18 protein-coding genes are annotated in these 19,300 nt (G+C 39.9%); 16 read left to right on the top strand and 2 right to left on the bottom strand.

Annotated elements, in window-relative coordinates:
- Window positions 1-509: 509 nt before the first annotated feature.
- Window positions 510-3,656 (bottom strand): ribonuclease E, encoded by a 3,147-nt coding sequence (gene rne, locus I6F45_RS14185; RefSeq protein ID WP_165740123.1) that lies wholly within the window; start codon window positions 3,654-3,656, stop codon window positions 510-512.
- A gap of 772 nt (window positions 3,657-4,428) precedes the next feature.
- On the opposite strand from rne, the gene rluC reads away from it, so the two are divergent.
- Entirely contained in the window at window positions 4,429-5,388 is a 960-nt protein-coding gene (gene rluC / locus I6F45_RS14180; RefSeq protein ID WP_024593397.1) for a 23S rRNA pseudouridine(955/2504/2580) synthase RluC, read from the top strand.
- Complete coding sequence (locus I6F45_RS14175; protein ID WP_024593396.1) at window positions 5,385-6,047, top strand: HAD-IA family hydrolase; 663 nt, start codon at window positions 5,385-5,387, stop codon at window positions 6,045-6,047. Before rluC ends, I6F45_RS14175 begins: the two co-directional genes overlap by 4 nt.
- 9 nt (window positions 6,048-6,056) lie before the next feature.
- Here the strand turns inward: I6F45_RS14175 and I6F45_RS14170 are convergent, their stop codons facing one another.
- The gene (locus I6F45_RS14170; protein WP_024593395.1) at window positions 6,057-6,656 is read right to left on the bottom strand and encodes a Maf family protein; all 600 of its coding nucleotides are present in this window, start codon (window positions 6,654-6,656) and stop codon (window positions 6,057-6,059) included.
- Window positions 6,657-6,787: 131 nt separating this feature from the next.
- Between I6F45_RS14170 and yceD the strand changes: the two genes are divergently transcribed.
- The 14 genes from yceD (at window position 6,788) to I6F45_RS14100 (ending at window position 18,731) form a co-directional block, all read left to right on the top strand.
- Window positions 6,788-7,312, top strand: a complete 525-nt coding sequence (yceD, locus tag I6F45_RS14165) for a 23S rRNA accumulation protein YceD (protein ID WP_007585727.1) — start codon at window positions 6,788-6,790, stop codon at window positions 7,310-7,312.
- Window positions 7,313-7,321: 9 nt separating this feature from the next.
- Complete coding sequence (rpmF, locus tag I6F45_RS14160) at window positions 7,322-7,492, top strand: 50S ribosomal protein L32 (RefSeq protein WP_002962381.1); 171 nt, start codon at window positions 7,322-7,324, stop codon at window positions 7,490-7,492.
- 12 nt (window positions 7,493-7,504) lie between these two features.
- Window positions 7,505-8,545: a phosphate acyltransferase PlsX gene (gene plsX / locus I6F45_RS14155; protein WP_007585728.1), complete on the top strand. Its 1,041-nt coding sequence runs from the start codon at window positions 7,505-7,507 to the stop codon at window positions 8,543-8,545.
- 52 nt (window positions 8,546-8,597) lie between these two features.
- Window positions 8,598-9,524, top strand: a complete 927-nt coding sequence (gene fabD, locus I6F45_RS14150) for an ACP S-malonyltransferase (RefSeq protein ID WP_165740125.1) — start codon at window positions 8,598-8,600, stop codon at window positions 9,522-9,524.
- Window positions 9,525-9,535: 11 nt separating this feature from the next.
- Window positions 9,536-10,282: a 3-oxoacyl-ACP reductase FabG gene (gene fabG, locus I6F45_RS14145; protein ID WP_165740127.1), complete on the top strand. Its 747-nt coding sequence runs from the start codon at window positions 9,536-9,538 to the stop codon at window positions 10,280-10,282.
- 250 nt (window positions 10,283-10,532) lie between these two features.
- A complete protein-coding gene (acpP, locus tag I6F45_RS14140; protein ID WP_002962377.1) occupies window positions 10,533-10,769 on the top strand; it encodes an acyl carrier protein in 237 nt (78 codons plus the stop codon).
- Window positions 10,770-10,985: 216 nt separating this feature from the next.
- The gene (gene fabF / locus I6F45_RS14135) at window positions 10,986-12,224 is read left to right on the top strand and encodes a beta-ketoacyl-ACP synthase II (RefSeq protein WP_165740129.1); all 1,239 of its coding nucleotides are present in this window, start codon (window positions 10,986-10,988) and stop codon (window positions 12,222-12,224) included.
- Window positions 12,225-12,283: 59 nt separating this feature from the next.
- Window positions 12,284-13,099 (top strand): aminodeoxychorismate lyase, encoded by an 816-nt coding sequence (gene pabC / locus I6F45_RS14130; protein ID WP_165740131.1) that lies wholly within the window; start codon window positions 12,284-12,286, stop codon window positions 13,097-13,099.
- Window positions 13,093-14,085, top strand: a complete 993-nt coding sequence (mltG, locus tag I6F45_RS14125) for an endolytic transglycosylase MltG (RefSeq protein WP_197160848.1) — start codon at window positions 13,093-13,095, stop codon at window positions 14,083-14,085. The genes pabC and mltG overlap by 7 nt, the downstream gene beginning before the upstream one ends.
- Before the next feature lie 6 nt (window positions 14,086-14,091).
- A complete protein-coding gene (tmk, locus tag I6F45_RS14120; RefSeq protein ID WP_002962371.1) occupies window positions 14,092-14,718 on the top strand; it encodes a dTMP kinase in 627 nt (208 codons plus the stop codon).
- A 1-nt stretch (window position 14,719) separates the two neighbouring features.
- Window positions 14,720-15,634, top strand: coding sequence for a DNA polymerase III subunit (locus tag I6F45_RS14115; protein WP_165740136.1), 915 nt, complete (start codon window positions 14,720-14,722; stop codon window positions 15,632-15,634).
- Window positions 15,635-15,645: 11 nt separating this feature from the next.
- Complete coding sequence (locus tag I6F45_RS14110) at window positions 15,646-15,972, top strand: PilZ domain-containing protein (protein ID WP_002962367.1); 327 nt, start codon at window positions 15,646-15,648, stop codon at window positions 15,970-15,972.
- Between the two features lie 115 nt (window positions 15,973-16,087).
- Window positions 16,088-16,867 (top strand): TatD family hydrolase, encoded by a 780-nt coding sequence (locus I6F45_RS14105; protein WP_007585741.1) that lies wholly within the window; start codon window positions 16,088-16,090, stop codon window positions 16,865-16,867.
- 4 nt (window positions 16,868-16,871) lie between these two features.
- Entirely contained in the window at window positions 16,872-18,731 is a 1,860-nt protein-coding gene (locus tag I6F45_RS14100) for an alkaline phosphatase D family protein (protein ID WP_197160846.1), read from the top strand.
- Window positions 18,732-19,300: the final 569 nt, after the last annotated feature.

Genomic DNA, 19,300 nt, shown 5'->3' with positions numbered 1-19,300 from the left:
TATTTCACAAAGAGAAGTGAAAGAGGAGTAAATGAGAAAACACAAGCGATGGTTTATTTGCGGAGCTTTTTCAATTTAGCTTTATTGTTACCTCTAAAAGCGCAGCGTCTTTTAACCTCTTTGTGAACAAATTACTTTTTACGGGCTTTGCCCGTCACGCCAACAAATGGTGCGTCTACTCGTTAATCTTATTCACGGTGTTAAATTTCGGCTGTAGGCGTGAAGCTTGCTTACGCGAGAAGCACCGCTTCTGTTTATTTAATTTCTTTGTTAACAAAACCACTTAAAGATCTATTGAACAAAGAAGGAGTAAATTAGAAAACACAAGCCATGCTTTATTAGCAAGACTTAGCCTGATTACTACCTCTAAAAGCGCAGCGTCTCTTAACCTCTTTGTGAATAAATCGCTTATTATGAGCGTAAAGAAACTTTAATAATTATTCAAAGCATGTAAACAAAAAAGCCCCGCTATTTATCAAATAGCGGGGCTTTTTAATAAGTGTTAGTTATTAATCAACACTCATTGTTTTAGTCGTTGCAGAGCTTGCACGACCAGCAGGTTTGATAGAACCTGCACGTAAACCACTGTCTGGCACTAGTTCACGTTTATCGTGAGCCATTGCTACAGATGTATGTTTTACTTCGCTATCAGCTACAGGAGTAGGTTGTGCCATTGGCGCACTTGCAGACCCTTGAGTTACCGCTGTTTTAACATGCGGTGCTGATTTTTCAGTTTTCACTTTTGCTTCAACTTTAGCTGGCTCTTCAGTTACTACTGGCGTTTCAACTTTAGTTGGTTCTTCAGTTACTACTGGCGCTTCAACTTTAGCTGGCTCTTCAGTCACTACTGGAGTTTCAACTTTAGCTGGCTCTTCAGTTACTACTGGCGCTTCAACTTTAGCTGGCTCTTCAGTTACTACTGGCGCTTCAACTTTAGCTGGCTCTTCAGTTGCTACTGGAGTTTCAACTTTAGTTGGCTCTTCAGTTGCTACTGGAGTTTCAACTTTAGCTGGCTCTTGAGTTACTACAGGCGCTTCAACTTTAGCTGGCTCTTCTACAGCTTCAACTTTTGCTAAGTCTTCAACGGCAACGGCTTGTTCAATTTGCTGCGCTGCATCCACAGGTGTTTCTTCAGATTTCGCTTTCAGTTCTGCTTCATATTCTGCAGCTGCTTGATCAGCAACTGGAACAAATGCAGGGGCTTCATCAGATTTAACTTCTGCTTCACCTTCAGGACGTCGACGACGTTGACCAGATGCACGAAGATGACGAGGAGAACGGCGTGAGCGTGTACGTGTTTGCTCTTGCTCGTCTTCTGTAGTTGCTGTTTCATCGTTAGAATCAACAGTTTCAACGTCAACTTTTTCCTCTTTAATATGCGCTGTTTTTTCTGCCGGAGCTTGCGTTTGCTTTTCTACAACAGGTGCTTGCTCTTGAACTTGTGGAGTATCAATAACTACAGCTTGTTCAGGTGTTTGCTCTGTTGAGTTAGCTTGCTCAGCGTTTTCATCTTGCAGACGTACTTTTTTACGTATGTTACGACGTTGACGGCGAACTTTAGGCTTTTGCTCTTTAGGCTCTACAGCTTGAGCTGGCTTAGAATCAGTTTCTACTTCTACTTCTGCTTTTACAGGGGCTTCAGTTTTAACTTGATCTTTTTCTTCGCTTTTATGCTCTGGGCGCTTACGAGAGTTAGGGTTACGACGACGCTTATTGCGGTTCTCGTTTCTCTCTTGAGTCTCGGTACTTGTTGCTGCTGGTGAGTCTGTTTTAACTTCCTCTTCAGCTGCAGGGCGCTCATTGCGTGGTTTATTAGTGCGCGGGTTATTATTACGACGACGTTGGTTGTTATTACGACGACGATTATCGTTACCACGGCGAGCGTTATTACGCGCTTCTTGCTGCTCTTTTTCTACAGCTTCTTTTTTCTCTTCTACTGTTTCGCTTGCAAATAATGATTTAAACCATTTAGTGATTGCTTCAAACAAGCCACCTTCAGTTTTAGTCTCTGTTACTACAGGCTGAGCTACTGGTGCAGGCGCTGCTTGTGGAGCCGGTGTAGAAGGCATTACAACACCTTTTAGCATTGGCTCTTCACGTACTGGTGCACTTGGTGATTTTGACATCTCAAATGCTTCAGGTTCAGGCGCAACAACTTGTCCGTAACTTACCGTTTCAAGTGTTTCGTCTTTACGTAAACGCATAACTTCGTAATGTGGTGTTTCCATATGTTGATTAGGAATAATCACTACGTCACATTTATGATGTTTTTCAATGCGATGAACACTACGACGTTGCTCATTTAATAAATAAGCGGCAACGGCAACAGGCACTTGTGCATTTACTTGTGCTGTGTTGTCTTTAATTGCTTCTTCTTCAATTAAACGAAGAATAGAAAGCGCGATTGATTCGTTTGAACGAATAGTACCTTGGCCACTACAACGTGGGCATGGGCCTTGGCTTGCTTCACCTAATGAAGGACGCAAACGCTGACGCGACATTTCAAGTAAACCAAAGCGTGAAATTTTACCAATTTGAACACGAGCACGATCTGGACGAGCAGCATCTTTTAAACGATTTTCTACTTCACGTTGATGACGCGGAGGTGTCATATCGATAAAGTCGATAACAATTAAACCACCTAAGTCACGAAGACGTAATTGACGTGCAATCTCATCGGCCGCTTCTAAGTTAGTATTAAGTGCTGTTTCTTCAATATCGCCGCCTTTAGTTGCTTTAGACGAGTTGATATCGATAGACGTTAGTGCTTCAGTTGGGTCAATTACAATTGAACCACCAGAAGGCAAGCGTACTTCACGCTGGAACGCAGACTCAATTTGGCTTTCAATTTGGTAATGCGTAAATAAAGGAGTGTCACCTTGATAAAGCTTAACACGGCTCATAAAGTCAGGACGAAAACGCTCAATGTGCGCTTTAGCTTCTTCAAAAACACGTGGTTTATCAATTAAAATTTCGCCAATATCACGACGTAAATAATCGCGTATCGCACGGAATATTACATTGCTTTCTTGGTGTATTAAAAATGGCGCTTTAGCACTATCGGCTGCTTGTCTAATTGCTTCCCAATGTACTAATAATGCTTTTAAATCGTAGTTTAATTCTTCAAACGATTTACCAACACCCGCTGTACGAACAATTAAGCCCATACCTTTAGGAAGTTCTAAACGACCCAATGCTTCTTTAAGTTCAGTACGTTCATCACCTTCAATGCGACGAGAAATACCGCCAGCACGTGGGTTGTTAGGCATAAGCACTAAGTAGCTACCAGCAACACTGATAAAAGTAGTTAACGCAGCGCCTTTTTGGCCACGCTCTTCTTTATCAACTTGTACTATTACTTCTTGACCTTCTTTGATCACGTCGCGGATGTTAGGGCGACCATGAAAAGTGTAACCTGCAGGGAAGTAAGTACGGGCAATTTCTTTTAAAGGAAGGAAACCATGGCGGTCAGCACCGTAATCAACAAATGCTGCTTCAAGAGATGGTTCAATGCGAGTGATTTTGCCTTTATAAATATTGGCTTTTTTCTGTTCGTGACCTGGGCTTTCGATATCTAAATCATAAAGGCGCTGGCCATCAACCAGTGCTACGCGCATTTCTTCTTGCTGCGTTGCATTGATTAGCATACGTTTCATATTGTTACTCTACTTATTTATGTCGCTGACATGACGATGTTTTTCTCGCCTGTTCAGTTGTCCCTATTTTTAGAATGTGCAGCCTCACGACTGGGTCTTTAACGGAACGGCTCTGTTTCTCGTATGCAGTATTTTAAATGCTGGCAAACAATAGCAATTATTATCGCTATTAAATTCTTAATGGTGCTAAAACTGTCGGCTTTTCAGCTACGTTTACAAGTTTTACCCAGAAGTCGGCCTGTCATATTAATCTTACTAAATATCATTCATATTAGGCGCGTAGGGCTCATTAAGTTGGTGAGCAATACATACTGATGTATCGCTAATATCCGTTTTAAGAGCAAAAATCGCTGCCGATGTTAATGAACGCTTATTTATTAGATTTTTTTAGTTCTAAATAAGCTGCTATACGGTACTACAATAATTGAGCTAGTGCTGAACGACGTTTTTTACGTCGTCACTATCAGACAAATTATCTGTTCATTGCTTTCTCTAGCACGTTAAAAATCGCTTCATGTTCAAACTTAACCAGCAATATATTACGCGCATTGCCGTTAATTGATCGCACGTGTTAACTGAGGAGGCATAAAAGCTTTGGAAAACTTAACTCGGATCTGTATGATCGGCTACCCAGAATGTGCATCACGAATGTTTTAATGTGTTAAAAAGCACCGTTGTTATTTGCAAATACTAAATATTTGCGCTGCTGATTATCCCACTATTATTACAGTGTTAGCAACTAAATTATTTTACTTAAATTAGTGATTAGGCAATGTCAGAAAAAAACGACTTACAAGTAACTTATGTCACGATCAACGAAGACCATTTAGGTCAGCGTATTGATAACTTTCTTATTACCCATTTAAAAGGGGTGCCTAAAAGCGCTATTTATAAACTTTTGCGCAAAGGTGAGGTACGCGTTAATAAAAAGCGTATTAAGCCTGTATATAAACTACAGCTTGAAGATGTACTTCGTATTGCACCTATCAGAGTTGCTGAGCGTGAAGAATTTGTTCCATCAAAGTTAGACAAAGTAACACGCCTTGAAAACGATATTTTATTTGAAGATAAATACCTCATCGTTATCAATAAGCCATCAGGTATGGCTGTTCATGGTGGCAGTGGCTTAAGTTATGGTTTAATTGAAGCACTACGCGCACTTCGCCCAGAAGAACGTAGCCTTGAGCTAGTTCATAGGCTTGACCGTGATACATCGGGTTGTTTACTTATCGCGAAGCGTCGTTCGGTGTTAACCGCATTGCATGAACAACTTCGTGAAAAAACAATGGAAAAAAATTACTGGGCGCTTGTAGAAGGGCAGTGGGACTCTAAAACTAAAAACGTAACCGAAGGGCTGCGTAAAAACACACTTAAATCGGGTGAGCGCGTAGTACGCGTAGATAACACTGAGGGTAAACCTTCACATACTCGCTTTAAAGTATTAGAGCGCTTTAACGATTGCTCATTGGTACAAGCATCACCTGTTACAGGACGTACGCACCAAATTCGTGTGCATACGCAATGTAAAGGCCACCCAATAGCATGCGACGATAAATATGGCGATCAGGGTTTTGACGATTCTATGCGTAAAGTTGGTTTAAACCGATTATTTTTACACGCACACGATTTAACTTTTTATCATCCTAAAAACGAAACAACGATGCGAGTAGAAGCACCGCTGGATAAAACGCTTAAAAATACATTACTAAAATTACGTGATGCAAAACTATGATTAAAGCAGTACCAATTAAAAAATATAAGCTCGTTATTTTTGATTGGGACGGCACAGTTATGGATTCAGTCACTAAAATAGTTAACTGTATTCGTAGTAGCGCCGAGTTACTTAATATTGTGCCGCCAAGCGACTTAGCAATTAAGAATATTATTGGGATGTCGCTTGAAAAAGCAATTGACGTTTTATTTCCCAATAATGCAGCGCAGCATCAAGCGTTAATTTCTGCTTATAAGCATCAGTATAGTGTGGATACCACACCTACTCCTGTATTTGATAATGTTGCCAGCGTTTTAGGTACCTTAAAAGAGCAGGGCATTGTTTTAGCCGTAGCAACGGGTAAAGGTAGGGATGGATTAGATCGTTTACTTGAACAAAGTAAATTGCGCCACTTTTTTAGTGCAACGCGTACTAGCGACGAAGCGCAATCTAAGCCCTCTCCAGATATGTTGTATCAATTACTAGAAGAACTTGGCATAAGCGCTAATGACGCTGTAATGATTGGTGACACTCAAATAGACATGAACATGGCAAAAGCCGCTGGCATGGATAGAATTGGTGTAACTATGGGTGTACACAACGCTCAGCAACTAAATGAGCTTAGCCCTATTGCAACTGCAGATAATTATCTGCATCTGCAACAGATTTTGCTTGGCTAATTTATTTAACTAGAACTTGTCCTGAGCAGTAAGCACGTCAATACCAAACTCAGCCAGTAATTGGCTGAGTTTAATTAATGGTAATCCTATTAAACTATTAGGATCGTCACCCGTTAGTTTTTCAAATAAACAAATACCCAACCCTTCGCTTTTAAAACTACCAGCACAGTTATAAGGCTGCTCTGCGTCGCAATAAGCACTAATTTGTGCATCACTAAGTATTTTAAAAGTAACATCAAAGGGTTCAACACTCGTTTTTTTAGTGCCAGTTACAATATCGTAAACACAAAGCCCTGTTAAAAATGTTACAGTATTGCCGCTAAATAAATTTAGTTGTTTTACGGCATTTTGTTTATTATGTGGTTTACCTAAAATTTGATTGTTAAACACAGCGACTTGGTCTGATCCAATAGCTAACCCTTTGTTAAAGTGTTTATTAGCCGCTGAGGCTTTTAATTCACTTAAACGCTTAACCAGTTCAGTAGGTGTTTCGGCTTCAAGTGCTGATTCGTCAACATCCGGTGAAAACGTATCAAATGGTAAATTAAATTTTTGTAATAAAGACTGCCTAAAAGGCGAGCTTGACGCTAAAATAAGTGGGTGCTTCACGGACTGTTTTCCTTCAATAATTCAGATTGAGTTAGGATAAATCAGATCCGAGAGTAAAACACGTTAAAAACCAAGTAAAAATGGTTTTTTACTTTGACTAACAAACTAACTATCTATATGATGCAGCCCCTATGCAAAAGGTGAAAATTCCCATCACTCTTCATCCAGGCAAAGCAGCGCAGCACCGTTTAAAGTATGACGGAATTGTACCGCTTGAAAAACTTACTCGTTTAGAGAAAGTTGTGCAGGAAGAAGTAGGTGAAATAGCGGTAAAAATACATTGCAAAAACGATGATCAAGGTTTCGCTGTGATTAGAGGCAATTTGTCCACACACGTTACTGTCATTTGTCAACGTTGTAATGGTGATTTAGGGTTGGATTTGGTTCAAGACTTTGCATATTCACCAGTAGGTGAAGATACAGAGTTAGATATTTTTCCAGAAGACTACGATGAAGTAGCGCTTGATGAAAATGGTGAAGTTAACGTTTTTAATTTAATTGAAGACGAACTAATTTTAGCAATTCCATTAGTAGCTACCCACAACGAAGCTTCATGCAGTTATTCAGCAAAGCCTGCCAGCTTTGGTGTATTAAAGGCGGAAGATGATAAACCTAATCCATTTGATATTTTGAAACAACTTAAGAAAGATTCTTAGGAGAAGACTATGGCTGTACAAAAAAGCAAAAAGTCTCGTGCAAGACGCGGCATGCGCCGTTCACACGATGCGATCAGTGGTCCAACTTTAACTGTAGATCAAACATCTGGTGAGACTCATCGTCGTCACCATGTGACTGCAGATGGTTACTACAAAGGCGTTCAAGTAATTTCTAAATAAGAGATTACTTATATGCTGAAAGATCTAACCATAGCGTTAGATATGATGGGGGGCGATTACGGCCCCCGTTCATCTATTCCTGCTGCTGTTTGTGCGGTAAATGCTCATGCCAATTTAACTCTCATTTTATGTGGCAATGAACACGTTATATCTAAAGAACTCGAATCCCTCGATTCTCTACCTCATCCTAGACTCATAATTCGTCACTGTAGTGAAATAGTCACTAATGCCTGTGAACCAGCAATTGCTGTGCGTTCAAAAAAAGATTCATCCATGCGTGTTGCCCTAGATTTAGTTAAATCGGGCGAGGCTCAAGCATGTGTTAGCTCAGGTAATACCGGCGCTCTATTTTTTATGGCTCACTATGTATTAAAAATGCTGCCAGGTGTTAAACGTGCCGCACTCATTTCATCTGTTCCTACAGAGCTTAAAAACCCAGTATATTTACTTGACTTAGGTGCTAATGTGCATTGTGATGCGCAAATGTTGTATCAGTTTGGCATTATGGGCTCTATTGTTGCTGGACAAGCACTTGGTTTGGATAATCCTCGCGTTAGTTTATTAAATATTGGCGCTGAGGACATTAAAGGCCACGACGACATTAAACAAGCTGCACAATTAATGCAGCAAAGCCCACATATAAATTATATTGGTTACAGCGAAGGAAGTGATATTTTTTCGGGTAAGGCTGATGTAATTGTATGCGAAGGGTTTGTTGGCAACGTAGCACTTAAAACATGTGAAGGCATTGCCAAGCTTATTATGAATAAGTTTACAACCGCACTCGAAAAGCACCTTTTATATAAATGTATGGCGTTTATATTGCGCCCAATAATAAAAAAACTCTATAAAAGGGTGAACCCCGACCAGTATAACGGTGCTTCTCTGGTAGGATTGCGCGGTATTGTCGTTAAAAGTCATGGAAATGCGTCAGCTAAAGCATTTCAAGCAGCAATTGATGAAGCGGTAAAAGAGGTTGAACGTCAACTTCCTGATAAAATAGCCGCTATTTTCGAAAAAACACATTCTAAAGACACGGCGGTTAATCAATAATTGATGTGCCGTGTATTTCATTATTTATTTGTTTAATTAAAAAGAGCAAAGTATGGCACAAAAAATTGCACTTCTATTCCCAGGTCAAGGCTCGCAAAGCGTTGGTATGTTACAAGAACTACTAGAGAGTTCTGACATTGTTAAAGCAACATTTGCAGAAGCGTCAAATGCACTGGGTTACGACTTAGCAGAGCTAGTTCTTAATGGCCCAGAAGAAAAATTAAATCAAACCCACCGCACACAACCTGCATTACTAACTGCAAGTGTTGCTATTTACCGTGATTGGTTAGCAGCTAACCCTGATACAGACGTTGTTATGGCGGGTCACAGCTTAGGTGAATACTCAGCGTTAGTATGTAGCGATGTATTAAGCTTGAGCGAAGCCGTAAAGCTTGTTGAAAACCGTGGTTTATACATGCAAGAAGCCGTGCCAGCAGGCGTAGGTTCAATGGCTGCTATTATTGGCTTAGGCGATGAAGAAATTAAAGCGGCTTGTGCTGCCTCAGCGCAAGGTGAGGTTGTATCTCCAGTTAACTACAACTCTCCTGGTCAAGTTGTTATTGCAGGCCATAAAGCGGCAGTAGATAGAGCATCGCAAGCATGTAAAGATGCCGGTGCTAAACGTGCATTACCACTTTCTGTTAGCGTACCGTCACATTGTGAGTTAATGAAGCCAGCAGCTGACAAGCTAGCAGCAGACTTAGCCGCTTTAATATTTAATACACCTAAGTGTGATGTAATTAATAATGTTGATGTAAAAGCTGAAACGTCAGCTGATGCAATTAAAGATGCACTAGTACGCCAGCTTTACAGCCCAGTTCGCTGGACAGAAACAGTACAAGCCTTGGTTGCACAAGATGTAACACAAAGCTACGAATTTGGTCCTGGTAAAGTATTAACAGGACTTGCTAAACGAATTGATAAAGCAATGGTTTGTGGTTCGGTAAACGACGCCGCTTCAATCGCTGCAGCTAAATAAGAGTATATAAAATGTCTAATTTATTTTCTTTAGAGGGCAAAGTTGTCCTAATTACTGGCGCCAGCCGTGGTATTGGTAAAGCAATTGCAAACACATTAGTTGCACAAGGCGCTAAAGTTGCAGGTACTGCAACAAGTGAGTCAGGCGCTGCTAAAATTAGTGAGTACCTAGGTGAAAACGGTAAAGGTTATGCATTAAACGTAACCGATCCTGCATCTATTGAAGCAACACTTGCTGCAATAAAAGCTGATTTAGGCGATATTGACGTACTTGTAAATAACGCAGGTATTACACGCGATAACTTATTAATGCGTATGAAAGAAACTGAGTGGGACGATATTATTGACACTAATTTAAGCTCAGTTTTCCGTTTATCTAAAGCGGTACTTCGTCCAATGATGAAGAAAAAGAAAGGCCGTATTATTAACATTGGCTCAGTAGTGGGTACTATGGGTAATGCAGGTCAAGCTAATTATGCAGCGGCTAAAGCGGGTGTAATTGGTTTTTCTAAGTCACTTGCGCGCGAAGTTGCATCACGCGGTATTACAGTTAACGTAATCGCACCTGGTTTTATTCAAACAGACATGACTGATAATTTAACTGATGAGCAAAAAGCAGCAACACTTGCAAATGTTCCAGCAGGGCGTTTAGGCCAACCAGACGAAATTGCTGCTGCAGTATGTTATTTAGCATCTGACGCGGCTGCGTATGTATCAGGCGAAACTTTGCATGTAAATGGCGCGATGTACATGGTTTAATCGCCATTGTACCTAGATTGCTACTTGATAAAGTTAAGTAAGTTACCTCAAAAACATTGAATTATTTGTGAACTTGCTTTAAACATACTTGAAATCGCTGCGAAAATAAGCGATAAAAGACAAAACACACACTCAGAGGTTTGACCAGACAATTATTTATGGTCAAATCATTGAATCAGAGAATTATGCGGCGTAAACTACGCCGCAATCTGAAAATAACGCATTGGCGTTTTTAATAAAGGAAAGAAGAATGAGCGATATCCAAGAACGCGTAAAGAAAATTATCATTGAACAACTAGGTGTTAAAGAAGAAGAAGTTAAAAATGAATCTTCTTTCGTAGATGACCTAGGTGCAGATTCTCTTGATACTGTTGAACTAGTAATGGCTCTTGAAGAAGAGTTTGATACTGAGATCCCAGATGAAGAAGCTGAGAAGATCACTACAGTACAAACTGCTATCGATTACGTTACAGCACACGCTGAGTAATTAATCGCACGTTAAAGGCAGCATCCGCTGCCTTTAATTTTTTATATCCAAACCACCTCAAAGTTCGTGATTCAAAACTTAAATCTCAATGCTCAATTTTAGCTAAAAATTAATTTTGATTGTGTTATGCGTTTTTAATCTATTTTGGGACTAGCACTTTGAGGTAGCTTGGGTATGATCATCCCCTTGTAAAATTCCCCTTATTGGAGGCAAACCGTGGCTAAACGTCGAGTTGTCGTAACTGGCTTAGGAATGTTGACGCCGCTAGGTAATGATGTTCAATCAACCTGGCAAGGCTTATTAGATGGTAAAAGTGGCATTCAAACAATAACGCACTTTGATACATCAAAATTTGGTACTAAATTCGCTGGTTTAATAAATGACTTTGATGCAACTGCATACATGTCAGCGAAAGATACTAAAAAAATGGACTTGTTTATTCAGTACGGTATTGCAGCGGGTGTTCAAGCCTTTAAAGATTCAGGCCTTGAAATTACTGAGCAAAACGCAGCACGCATTGGTGTAGCCGTGGGCTCTGGTATTGGTGGCTTAACACTTATTGAAGAAAATCACATTAAGCTATTAAACAGTGGTCCTCGCAAGTTATCGCCATTTTATGTGCCGTCTACCATTATTAATATGATCTCAGGTCATTTATCAATAATGCATGGACTTCGTGGTCCTAATATTTCAATTGTAACTGCTTGTACAACTGGTTTGCATAATATTGGCCATGCAGCGCGTATGATTGCCTACGGTGATGCAGATGCAATGGTTGCTGGCGGTGCAGAAAAAGCCTGTACCCCAATTGGTATGGGTGGCTTTAATGCTGCACGTGCACTTTCAACACGTAACGACTCGCCACAAGCTGCTTCTCGTCCTTGGGATAAAGACCGCGATGGCTTTGTGCTTTCTGACGGTGCTGGTGTTGTTGTAGTAGAAGAGTACGAACATGCTAAAGCACGTGGCGCTAAAATTTATGCTGAGCTTGTAGGCTTTGGTATGAGTGGCGATGCGTACCACATGACGTCACCACCAGAAGATGGTGCGGGCGCGGCACTTGCAATGCAAAACGCACTAAACGATGCGCAAGTAAACGCTGAGCAAATTGGTTACATTAACGCACACGGCACATCTACAAATGCAGGCGATAAAGCAGAAACTGCGGCTGTTAAGTCTATTTTTGGTAATGCAGCTAAAGATGTAATGGTAGGCTCGTCTAAATCGATGATGGGTCACTTGTTAGGTGCTGCAGGTTCAGTTGAATCGATTATTTCGATTTTATCACTGACAGATCAAAAAGTGTCGCCAACTATCAACCTTGATAACCCAGACGAAGGGTGTGACTTAGATTATATTGCTCACACTGCACGTGATGCAAAGTTAGACTTTGCACTGTGTAACTCGTTCGGTTTTGGTGGTACTAATGGCTCGTTGCTATTTAAAAAGGTATAATCTTTTTTAACAACGAATCAAATTATAAGAGCTCAGTTGTTTAACTGGGCTTTTTTTATATGCCAAACAAAATGCAAACAATAATAGCAGTAGATCAAAACAGCACTTTAAGCACGCGTGACAGGGGCTTAAATTACGGTGATGGCTTTTTTACAACCGCTAAGGTTGTTGATGGGCAAGTACAGTATTGGGCTCATCATAAAGCGCGTTTGATTGAATGCGCACAGCGCTTGGGTTTTCCTGAGTTAGACTTTAATAGCCTTGAAAATCGAATTGCTTTGCATATAAACGCTGCACCACTAAACGTGCTTAAAATACTTGTAACGCGAGGCGAAGGCGGGCGTGGTTATGGGCTGCCAAGTGAGTGTAATGTCACTATTTTATTGAGTGTATTAGATTACCCGAGTAATTACAGTGAGCTTGCTAAAAAGGGTGTAAATCTCGAAATAAGCCCCATTAAGTTAGCGACACAGCCTTATTTAGCAGGCCTCAAAACATTAAACAGGCTCGAGCAAGTGCTAATTAAAAAAGCAATGCAAACACAAGACTGCGACGATGTGTTAGTGCTTGATTACAATAACAATGTAATTGAAGCTTCAGCAGCTAATATTTTTGCGATTAAAAATAAGTGTGTGTTTACGCCATTGCTTGATGAGTGCGGAATAAAGGGCGTTTATCTACAATCGTTATGTGATAAATTGCCTGTTGAATTTAAACGCGTGAAAGTAGAAGATTTAACCCAAGCAGACGCCGTATTTGTGTGTAATAGCTTAATGGGAGCAGTACCCGTTAAACGTATTGAGCAACAGGTATTTAATACAGACGACAGCAACGCATTACTAACTAAATTATTAGCCAAGGAGGCTGAGTGTTAAAAGTTATTTTATCGGTACTTTTTTTAGCTGTTATAACCACTGCTATTGGTTACCAGCAATTACAAGCAACAACAAATAGCCCGCTAAAAGTAACTGAAAACACACAATTTGAAGTTAAGCATGGCACTGGCTTTAATAAGTTATGTCAGCAGTGGCAAGCTAATAACTGGGTAGAGAGTTGCTGGCGTTATCAGGTAATTGCAAAATTAGACCCAACACTTACCGATTTAAAAGCAGGGCTTTACGAGTTAACAGCCGATAGTGTTATCAACAACGTAAAAAAAATTAACCAAGGCCAGCAAATCAATTTTAGTTTTACCATTATTGAAGGGCAAAACTTACGTGAAGTACTAAGTGCTATTAAAAAGGCCAATAATTTACAAAACGATCTAAAAAGTGATGAACTAAGTACCCAAATACTGGGTAATAATACGCACTTAGAAGGTTGGTTATTTCCCGACACTTACCATTATCATAATAACGATACCGCAAGCGGTGTATTAAAACGTGCCGCACAAAAAATGCAGCAAACGTTAGACGATGCTTGGCAGCAGCGCGCAGTTGATCTCCCTTACAAAACAGCATACGAAGCACTTATAATGGCCTCAATTATTGAAAAAGAAACAGGCCTTGCTAGCGAACGTCCGTTAATTGCATCAGCGTTTGTTAATCGATTAAACACCAATATGCGCTTACAGACCGATCCAACCGTAATATACGGATTAGGCGCTGATTTTGATGGCGATATTAAACGCAAAGATTTACGCGATTATACGCCTTACAATACGTATCGTATTAATGGTTTACCACCAACACCGATTGCAATGCCTTCAAAAGCCGCTATTTTAGCTGCAGTTAATCCGCCTCAAAGTGAATACGTTTACTTTGTAGCAAAAGGCGATGGTACCGGTAGCCACCAATTTTCAACCACGTTAAAGCAGCATAATGCGGCGGTTAAAACGTATATATTAAATAAAAAGAATTAATTGTTTATGAAACCAAAATTTATAGTAATAGAAGGGCTAGAAGGCGCGGGTAAATCAACCGCTATTTCGTTATGCCAAGACTTTTTAAACAAACAAAAAATAGACTTCATTAACGTCCGCGAACCTGGCGGCACACCGCTTGCTGAATCGCTTCGTACGCTTGTAAAAGCAGAGCACGAAGAAGAAATTGCCTTTGAAACCGAGTTGCTTATTATGTACGCAGCACGTTCGCAATTAATGCACAATGTTATTACCCCAGCGCTTGATAAAGGCCAATGGGTACTTGCCGATCGTCATGACTTATCGTCTCAGGCGTATCAAGGTGGTGGGCGTGGTATTAGCTCAAATACATTAGCTTCACTTTCGTCAATGGTATTAAAGGGCTTAAAGCCTGATTTAACTATTTACCTTGATATTGATCCAGTGATAGGCCTTGAACGTGCAAAAGGACGTGGTGAGCTTGACCGTATTGAACAAGAAGCCATTGAGTTTTTTCAGCGTACACGTATGCGTTATGTTGAACTTGCTAATGACGACAACACAATTAAAACGGTTGATGCAAACCAAAGTATTGATAAAGTACATCGCGATATAACCAATGTACTGCATTCATTTTTTGAAGGCCTAAAATAATATGCCATTGCCGTGGCTACATGATACCCAAGCACGTTTAGCGCAAAGTTATCGCGCAGAGCGTTTTCATCATGCGCAATTATTTTGTGGGCCTGTTGGCGTAGGTAAATTTGAGTTAAGTGATGAGCTTGGTAATGCTTTGTTATGCCAAAATATTGCTAAGCAGGTAGTAGCGCCAAATAGTATGCTAAAACCTTGCGGGCAGTGTAAAAGCTGTTTACTTACTCTTGCGGGTACTCACCCCGACAAGCGCTTAACGCAGGTAGATGGGCAAAGCATAGGCGTAGACGATATACGTGGCATTAGTGATTTTATGAATCACTCAGCTGCGCAAAATGGTAATAAAGTCGCGATAATCGAAAATTGCGAAAAAATGACTACAGCCGCAGCTAACGCATTATTAAAAACACTTGAAGAGCCAACTAATAGCCGCTTTTTAATATTAACTACAAGCCAACCAGCACAGCTCCCTGCAACTATTTTAAGTCGATGTGCTAAAAGTGATGTAAAAATAACAAATACAGCACTTGCTCAGCAATGGCTAGAGACATTAGATATACCCAACTATAGTTGGTTAGCACTTTTTTATAACCAACCGCTGCAAGTAAAGCATTGGCAACAGCAAGACCAACTAAAAAATATTGATACACTGTATAAGTTTGCAACTGAGTTTAAACAAAGCCATAATTTCAAAGTGTTAGTCGATATAATAAATAAACAGCCTGAACTTGTTCGTATATTTACTTTGTTTTTAAGTGTGCAACTAAAGCAGCAATTACTGCAAGGTATGAGTTTTGACGCTTATAAAAGTGCTCAAAATGCATTAGGCGAGTTTTTACAAAATAACACACAAGTACTTGGCCTTAATTTATCGCTTGCTGTATCGCGATTAGCATACACATTGCGAAATTCTTAAAAGGATTAATCATGCAAGAACTACTAGTAGACATAGACGATTTAGACGAGTTATACCGTTGTTATATGCCTTACTTAAAAAAAGGTGGCTTATTTGTACGTACTAATATGCGTTACGAAGCAGGGCATTCATTAGCACTTAGAGTTACCTTGCCCGATGCCTTAGAAGATGATGTAGTAACAGGTAAAGTGTCGTGGATCACGCCACAAGGGGCACAAAGCTCTAACCCTCCAGGTATTGGTATTAGCTTTTTAGACGATAAAACAAACCTAAACGCTAAAATCGAAAAGCTACTTGGGACTATGTTAAACTCAGGCGATCAAACATATACCATGTAGTTATAGGGTCGGTTTTTCATTGAGATTAACGCCGCCCTATATTGGGTTCTTTTAATTATTAACATAATAAATTAAACGAACAAATTTAAACCCTGAACATAATACAGGCCTTATAGTGATTGTAGATTCTCATTGCCATTTAGATCGTCTTGATTTTGATAAACTAGACTTAAACCTTGACCAAGTTCTTGATAAAGCGCGTGCAAAGCAAATAGAGCACTTTTTATGTGTAAGCGTAACGCTTGATCAGTTTCCAAGCATGCTTGATAAAATTAAGCATTACGACGATGTCTCAGCCTCATGTGGTGTACATCCACTCGATCAAAAAGACGCCCTTAATAAACAGCAACTAATTGACTTAGCCTCACACGAAAAAGTCGTTGCTATTGGCGAAACGGGCCTTGATTACTACTATTCAAAAGATACTCACGCAGTGCAGCAAGCCAGCTTTGTTGGGCATATTGAAGTAGCTAACGAATTACAAAAACCGTTAATTATTCACACCCGTGATGCCCGCGCCGACACCATTAATTTAATGCGCGAGCACAAGGCCGAAAACTGCGGTGGTGTGCTACATTGCTTTACTGAAGACTGGGATATGGCTAAAAAAGCCATAGACATGGGCTTTTATATCTCTATTTCGGGCATTGTTACCTTTAAAAATGCTATTGAGCTAAAAGAAGTAGTAAAACAAATACCGCTAGATAGATTACTAATAGAAACTGACTCGCCTTATTTAGCACCAGTACCGTATCGTGGGCAAACAAACCAGCCAGCGTACGTAGAAGATGTTGCTTATTACATTAGCGAACTTAAAGGCATTAGCTTTAATGAACTGGCTAAAGCGACTACCGAGAACTTTTATTCTTTATTTAAATTAGCAGCTAAAGGCTAAATACATGATTACTCACACGGTAAACCTTCCTATTTTACTAATGGGGCCAATGGTGCGCCGTGCAGAGCAAACTGGAGTCTGCATTCAGTTTGCTACCTCCAAATCGGCTAGCTGCCAAATAAACTTATTAAATGTAGAGTGTTATAGCGAACAACAAACTATCGCTTTAGGCCAGCACTTATACCTGCATTTTATTGTTATAAAATCAGTAGAAAATCTGTTTCCTGTAGATAAATTATTAAGTTATGAGCTCATCATTGACGATGCAATAATTGATTTATCGCCTTGGTGCTATAGCAATCAAACAACGCCTGCATTTGTAATCCCCAATAAACTCAGTGATATTTTGCATGGCTCGTGTCGTAATGCACATCACCCAGCAAAAGATAGCTTAGTGTCTGCAAGTCACTGGCAAAATACTCAGCGCGGTAATAATAACCAAGGTGCACAATTGTTATTACTGAGCGGCGATCAGGTTTACGCCGATGACGTAGCAGGCCCCATGTTATTAGCTATTCATCAGTTAATTAAAGCGTTAGGTATTTATAAAGAGCAACCACTTGCCATTGAGCTACCCGCCGACATAAATGAGCAACTTTATAATCGTCATTTGTTCTTACCAAAAACGCCTTGGCAAAAGCGCTCAAAGTTAGGTGTGGGTTATTGGCTAAAAAAAGACGAACCGCATTTTTCAAGTGTAAAAGCGTATAATCACCTTATCCACTTTGAAGAATATATAGCACTTTATTTATTAAACTTTAGTGCTGCCGCTTGGCAATGCGTCGATATACAAAACACAGCATATTTAGGTCAAAGCGAGCAAAATAAAACTATTTTTAACGCTGAAAAATCAGCGTTGATTGACTATGCAAAAGGCTTAAGTGAAGTAGAGCGGTTGTTTGCCAATGTATCTACGCTAATGATGTTTGACGATCATGATGTAACCGACGATTGGAACCTCACCGCTGGGTGGGAGCAAGCTATAAATGAAAACCCAAGTAGTAAACGGATCATTAATAACGGTTTAATTAGTTATTGGCTTTTCCAAGGGATGGGGAACGATGCACTAAATAAAACAGGCGAGCTACTTACACCTTTCAAGCAAAGCCGTACTGCTAATAATTTATGGCAGTTTAAAGCATTTGATAAACCACTAAACGATTTTAGTTTTTGGCATTACGAGTTAACGACAATACCCAAAGTAGTGGTGCTAGATACGCGTACGCACCGCTGGCGAAATGAGCAAAACTTTAATGAGCCGTCAGGTCTACTTGATTGGGAACGTCTCACTGAGCTTGAGGAAAGCCTATTAAGCCACGACCAAGTTATTATTGTATCGCCAGCTCCCGTGTTTGGTGTTAAATCAATAGAAGCCATACAGGCTGCTTTTAATATATGTGGTCAACCGCTCATGGTTGACGTAGAAAACTGGATGGCGCATGAAGGCTCGGCCAAAAAGTTACTCAATACGTTTAGGCGAACCGATACCCCCAACGAAACGCTAATTTTATCGGGAGACGTACATTACTCATTTTGCTTTTCGGTGCAAAAGCGTTTTGGCGATCACCCCAATCGAATTTGGCAACTAACCGCCAGTGGTATTAAAAACGAATTTCCGCGTAAATTAATAAACATACTCGATAAGCTAGATTCAATTTTATACGGCCCAAAAAGCCCCTTAAACTTTTTTACTAAACGCTGGCACATGGAAGTAGATAAGCACCAAACAATAGGCGAAGGGCAAAAATACTTAGTAAGCGACTCAGCTATTAGTTTAATAACACTAGAGCAAGGAAATTTAGCCCGCTATCAGCTTATACACGGTGAAGGGCATTTAACTGAGTTTGATTTAGAAGAACAGTAATTCTTAATCAATTGTTGAATAAATTAAAGATCTATTTTCACAAAGAGAAGCGAAAGAGGAGTAAATGAGAAGACATAATACTAATAAAAACTGCGTTTGGTTTTTATTTTCTTCTCTAAAAGCGCAGCGCCTCATACCCTCTTAGTGAATAAATTACTTACACGGGGTAAGGTTGTCACGAAAGCAACGCTTAATTTATTTAAAAATCAGCTAAAAATCTATTTGCACAAAGAGAAGCGAAAGAGGAGTAAATGAGAAGACATAATGCCAATCAGGATATATTATCGGTTTTATTTCTTCTCTAAAAGCGCAGCGCCTCTTAACCTCTTAGTGCATAAATTACTTATTACAGGCTTTGCTTGTTACGAAAGCAACGCTTAATTTATTTAAAAATCAGCTAAAAACCTATTTGCACAAAGAGAAGCGAAAGAGGAGTGAATGAGAAGACCGGAGTTTTTCAAGTTAGTTGTCGCATCAAATTAAATTTTATGCCGCCCGCATTGCTTCTTTTTTCTCTGGATTTAAATTTACTTCATTGATCATCGTCCAATCTCGAGACTTTCCTGACC

The sequence above is a fragment of the Pseudoalteromonas sp. SWYJZ19 genome (assembly GCF_015864375.1).
Taxonomy (GTDB): Bacteria; Pseudomonadota; Gammaproteobacteria; order Enterobacterales; family Alteromonadaceae; genus Pseudoalteromonas; species Pseudoalteromonas arctica.
This window is presented reverse-complemented; position numbering and strand designations above follow the sequence as displayed.

Bases quoted from the DNA above. Each gene is read 5' to 3' on its own strand.
- rne (WP_165740123.1), bottom strand. From the start codon at position 3,656: ATGAAACGTATGCTAATCAATGCAACGCAGCAAGAAGAAATGCGCGTA.
- rluC (WP_024593397.1), top strand. From the start codon at position 4,429: ATGTCAGAAAAAAACGACTTACAAGTAACTTATGTCACGATCAACGAA.
- I6F45_RS14175 (WP_024593396.1), top strand. From the start codon at position 5,385: ATGATTAAAGCAGTACCAATTAAAAAATATAAGCTCGTTATTTTTGAT.
- yceD (WP_007585727.1), top strand. From the start codon at position 6,788: ATGCAAAAGGTGAAAATTCCCATCACTCTTCATCCAGGCAAAGCAGCG.
- rpmF (WP_002962381.1), top strand. From the start codon at position 7,322: ATGGCTGTACAAAAAAGCAAAAAGTCTCGTGCAAGACGCGGCATGCGC.
- plsX (WP_007585728.1), top strand. From the start codon at position 7,505: ATGCTGAAAGATCTAACCATAGCGTTAGATATGATGGGGGGCGATTAC.
- fabD (WP_165740125.1), top strand. From the start codon at position 8,598: ATGGCACAAAAAATTGCACTTCTATTCCCAGGTCAAGGCTCGCAAAGC.
- fabG (WP_165740127.1), top strand. From the start codon at position 9,536: ATGTCTAATTTATTTTCTTTAGAGGGCAAAGTTGTCCTAATTACTGGC.
- acpP (WP_002962377.1), top strand. From the start codon at position 10,533: ATGAGCGATATCCAAGAACGCGTAAAGAAAATTATCATTGAACAACTA.
- pabC (WP_165740131.1), top strand. From the start codon at position 12,284: ATGCCAAACAAAATGCAAACAATAATAGCAGTAGATCAAAACAGCACT.
- tmk (WP_002962371.1), top strand. From the start codon at position 14,092: ATGAAACCAAAATTTATAGTAATAGAAGGGCTAGAAGGCGCGGGTAAA.
- I6F45_RS14115 (WP_165740136.1), top strand. From the start codon at position 14,720: ATGCCATTGCCGTGGCTACATGATACCCAAGCACGTTTAGCGCAAAGT.
- I6F45_RS14110 (WP_002962367.1), top strand. From the start codon at position 15,646: ATGCAAGAACTACTAGTAGACATAGACGATTTAGACGAGTTATACCGT.
- I6F45_RS14100 (WP_197160846.1), top strand. From the start codon at position 16,872: ATGATTACTCACACGGTAAACCTTCCTATTTTACTAATGGGGCCAATG.